Here is a 4568-nt window from a genome sequence, read left to right as displayed (position 1 = left end):
GCCGGAATGACGGGGGAAGAGGGGTGCCGGAATGACGGGGGAAGAGGGGTGCCGGAATGACGGGGGAAGAGGACGCGGGGAGACCTTGATGCTGTCCGGCAAGATCGGGGCCTTCGCAGTTGTCGTCTCTGCGGCTTGCTGTCTCTTTTTTGCTTCTAACCCGCATCTCGCAACCGTCATTTCCCCCCCTTCCCCTTGAAGCGTCCGGTGTCTATTCCGTACCGGGCCACCCTGAGTCCCATCATCCGTTCCGTGATGCCCAGTGCCCTGGCTGCCTTTGCCATGTTGCCGCCCGTTCTCTTAAGCTCCTCCATGATGATCTCCCGTTCCATACTGGCCATGATGCCCCTGAAACCGGAAGCGGTCGTATCCCGTCCGTCCGGCCCTCCGCCCTTCAGGTTGGGCGGAAGATGGTAGCTGTGGATGACCCCGTCGGTGCAGAGGATGATCGCCCTTTCGATACAGTTCTCCAGTTCCCGGACGTTGCCCGGCCAGTGGTAGCTCATGAGCATGTCCGTCGAGGTCGTCGACACCCTTGTGATCTCCTTTCCATGCTCCCTGCCGTATTTCTGGATGAAATGGTCGGCCAGAAGCATGATGTCCGTCTTCCGGTCCCGAAGCGATGGGACAAGGATGGGAAAAACGTTGAACCTGTAATAGAGGTCCTCCCGGAACTTTCCTTCCCGGACAAGGGTCTCGAGGTCCTTGTTCGTCGCCGTGATGATCCTTGCCTCCAGCTTTATGGGCGCGTTTCCGCCCACGCGTTCGAACTCCTTTTCCTGCAGGACACGGAGCAGCTTCACCTGGACCACCGGCGGCAGGTCGCCCACCTCGTCGAGAAAGATGGTGCCGTCCTTCGCCGCCTCGAACCGGCCTGTGCGCGCCATCGTCGCGCCCGTGAACGAGCCCCTCTCATGGCCGAAAAGCTCACTCTCGATCAGGGATTCCGGCAGGGCCGCGCAGTTCACTTTGACGAAGGGGCGGGAGGCCCTGTTCGAACTGTAGTGAATGGTCTGGGCCACACGCTCCTTACCGACGCCGCTTTCCCCCAGGATGAGCACCGTGGCGTTCGTACGGCACACCTTGTCGATGAGGGAATACACGGTCTGCATCCCCTTGGAGTTACCGACGATGGTCTTCATGTCGTACCGCGTCTTCAACTGGTCATGGAGACGCCGGTTCTCCTCCCTCATCTTTTCCAGCTCTTCCTGCGCCAGCTGGCGAAGGCGGACGGCCTGGGAGATGCTGGACGCGATGATGGTCAGGAGACGCACGTCGTTCTCCAGGGACATGCCTTCGTTGTGCAGCCTGTCGGCGGACAGGGCACCGATCACTTCACTGCCTATCCTGATGGGCACACAGATGAAGGCAACATCCCTCTTGTTAACGTTCTTCCGGGACCCTGTTCTGTCGAGAAAGAGGGGCTCATCGGCGATATTGGGAACCACGACGGGCTGGCCCGTATCGATAACCTTTCCCGTGACGCCCTCGCCCATGCGGTACCTGCCCCTCGCCTGTTCGTCGGGACGAAGACCGTATGCCTCCTCTATCGCGATCTCTTCCCTCGCCCGGTTGAGAATGGTGAGGGTACCCCTGGGTATCTCCATGTGCCCGGCAATAAGGTGGAGGATCGGTCTCAATACGGTCTTGAGATCAAGACTCTCGCTCAGCCTGGCGCTGATATCGAAAAGAAGCGAAAGCTCCTTTACCTCACGATTTCCCTGGTCGCCCATGTAAGGCCCCCTTTCCGGCCCCGCCGGCTCATGCTTCCAATAGAAAAAGGCGTCTTCCCGCCCTCCCTCGGGCGGACAAAGACGCCTTCGTCTCAAAATGAAAATGGCGTTCCCCTCGAACGCCATTGTTCCTCACATCATCGTGATAGGATCATTCTACAGAATACCAGGATCATTGTCAACGAACCTTGGCATTCGGGCCGTTATCTCCGATCCCCGGATGTGCGCTGCTCTCCCGTTCCTTCCCCGCCTGGCAGCGGGACCGGCTCGCGGACGGGGAACGCGGGGGGCCGGAACCGGTCGGCCCCACCGCAAACCCTATCCGCCTTAAGGAACTAAAGGGCCTCCTCGCCCGATTCACCTGTCCTTATACGGTACACCTCAGAGACAGGCGAGACGAATATCTTCCCATCCCCCGCCTCACCGGTACGCGCCGCCTCCATGATCGTCGTCACGATCGCCTTTGTGTCATCGTCCTTAACGACGATCGACAGCTCGTACTTCGGAAGCATCTCGATCGTGTATTCCCGCCCCCTGAACTGCTGCCTGAGGCCCCTTTGCTTCCCGTGGCCCTCGATCCTGTTGAGGGACAGACCGGGGTATCCCCTCTTCTCGAGGGCCGCTCTCACATCGTCGAATTTCTCTATCCTTATTATTGCTGTTACTCTCTGCATTGTATTGCCTCCCTCTACTTGTTCTGGGTATAGAAGTCGGGATAGGCCGAGCCGCCGTGTTCGACCACGTCAAGGCCTCCGATCTCCTCCTGGGGGGAGACCCGGATACCCATAACGGCGTCCAGCATCCTGAAGATGATGTATCCGCACAGAAACGCCCACAGGGCAGCAACAGCGGCGCCTATCACCTGGGCGACAAGCTGACCCGCTCCACCCCCGTACAGAAGCCCTTTCACGAATGGCGCCTCCGTCAGGTAGTTCCCGTAGGTGCCGTCAGCGAATATGCCGACGCTTATGAGGCCCCAGATCCCGTTGATGCCGTGGACGGACACCGCGCCCACCGGGTCGTCGACCTTCAGTCTTTCAAGTGTGTACACACCGATGACCACGAGCATCCCGGCGATCAACCCTATCACCACCGCCGCCCATGCCTCTATCCAGGCACAGGGCGCCGTCACGGCGACAAGGCCTGCAAGGACACCGTTCAGCATCATACCGACGTCATATATCTTCGTCTTCATGAGAACGATGAGCAATGCCGCAAGGCCGCCAGCCGAAGCCGCGAGCAGTGTGTTGACGGCTATGACCGATATCCTGAGGTGATGCGCGTTGAACGTGGAGCCCGGGTTGAACCCGAACCAGCCGAACCAGAGTATGAAGACCCCAAGGGCCGCCAGAGTGATGCTGTGGCCCGGGATAGCGTTCGGCTTCCCCTCTTTCGTAAACTTGCCGAATCTCGGCCCCAGGACTACGGCCCCCGCGAGCCCGAACATCCCGCCTATCGTGTGCACCACCCCGGAGCCCGCGAAATCGAGATGCCCGAGACCGAAGGGCAGCTTGGAAAGCCATCCGCCGCCCCATACCCAGTGACCGTATATGGGATAAACGAGCATGCTGATGATAATACTGTAGAAGAGATAGGCGGAGAACTTCAGCCTCTCCGCCACGGCACCCGATACTATCGTCGCGGCGGTGGCACAAAAGACAAGTTGCCAGAAGAAATCAAGGTACCTGCCGACGTCATACTGGCCGCCCCCCAGGAACAAGGGCCCCACACCTATGAGCCCGCCCGCGTCGGCGCCCTTGAGGAAGACGTACCCCACCACAAAGAAGCCAAGAGATCCGGCGACAAAGTCCATCGTGTTCTTTGCCATCAGGTTCGTCGCGTTCTTGGCCCGGCAGAAGCCAGTCTCGACCATCGCGAAGCCCGCCTGCATGAACATCACCAGAAAACCGCAAACCAGCACCCAGACGTAATCGACGGGCGCCTTCGGATTGTCCGCGAGCGTCTTTATGCCGAAGGGGTCAGGCGCGGCATCGGCGAAGACCGGTCCTGCCAGTCCTGACATCAGTATAGCTAGCGCTAGAAACACCCAGATTCTTTTCATTGTGAAACCTCCTTTATCCATTTGCTTCTTTCGCCTCACGGTCGCCTTGTCGAGGGGGGTCCGTTCCCCCCGGGGCTTCCGTGTCATTCCAGCAGTCTTAACCTGACCGATCAGGTCTTCTCCGCTTCATTGCGAAGGCCATGATGCTGCATCGTGCTGCCATCAAACAGGCCGGCCTGACCGATCAGGGCTCCACATGGCCGCGTCATCGCGGGTCGCGGAACAATGGCGTTCGATCTAGAAGGCATACGTGAACCCGATCCCGTAGACGAAGTTGTTGTTCACCGGCCCGTTGGGGTTATACGAGTCCTTTATGTCCCCCACAGTGGGATACTCCCTGCCGGCATCACCCGAAAGCGGGAACCAGTACTGCACCATGGGTTGTATCGTGAAGGCCCTGGTGATGGGGATCGTTAAACCTGCTTTGAACATGCCGTCATGAAAACCCTTGTATTTGCCTCCCCCGTAAGCACCCGTCGACCTGTCATAGGTCTTCCAGTAATCGCTCTCCCCGACGAAGTACCCGAAAGAAGCACCCAGGTCGAGGGTCATCTCTTTGTGCACCGGGAAAGAGTGCCCGAAGGAGAGGTTGAAATAGGTACCCTTGTAGCTCGTGATGTCCCGGTAGATGGAAAGCGTCGGTTTCGATATGATGTCATATGCTATCGTCCCGAAAAGCTCCTCCGTCTCATCACAATACTTCGTCCCGTAATAGATGTAGCCTCCTGTGAGGGAAAGCTTGTCGAAGCTGTGGGTGTAGCTCAAGGTCAGGT

4 protein-coding genes are annotated in these 4568 nt (G+C 58.8%); all 4 read right to left on the bottom strand.

Annotated features, from left to right (window positions below; translation table 11 throughout):
- Positions 1–176: 176 nt before the first annotated feature.
- A complete protein-coding gene (locus GXX82_02205) occupies positions 177–1733 on the bottom strand; it encodes a sigma 54-interacting transcriptional regulator (GenBank protein NLT21840.1) in 1557 nt (518 codons plus the stop codon).
- Positions 1734–2068: 335 nt separating this feature from the next.
- Positions 2069–2407 carry a P-II family nitrogen regulator gene (locus tag GXX82_02200; protein NLT21839.1) on the bottom strand — a complete coding sequence of 113 codons (339 nt, stop codon included), beginning with the start codon at positions 2405–2407 and terminating at the stop codon, positions 2069–2071.
- A gap of 14 nt (positions 2408–2421) precedes the next feature.
- The gene (locus tag GXX82_02195) at positions 2422–3795 is read right to left on the bottom strand and encodes an ammonium transporter (protein ID NLT21838.1); all 1374 of its coding nucleotides are present in this window, start codon (positions 3793–3795) and stop codon (positions 2422–2424) included.
- A gap of 237 nt (positions 3796–4032) precedes the next feature.
- Positions 4033–4568 (bottom strand): hypothetical protein (locus tag GXX82_02190; GenBank protein NLT21837.1); only part of this gene is annotated, 536 nt, incomplete at its 5' end.

Source organism: Syntrophorhabdus sp., from assembly GCA_012719415.1.
In the GTDB taxonomy this organism is placed as follows: Bacteria; Desulfobacterota; Syntrophorhabdia; order Syntrophorhabdales; family Syntrophorhabdaceae; genus Delta-02.
The sequence above is the reverse complement of the archived record's forward strand: the minus strand, read 5'-3'. Positions and strand labels throughout refer to the sequence as shown.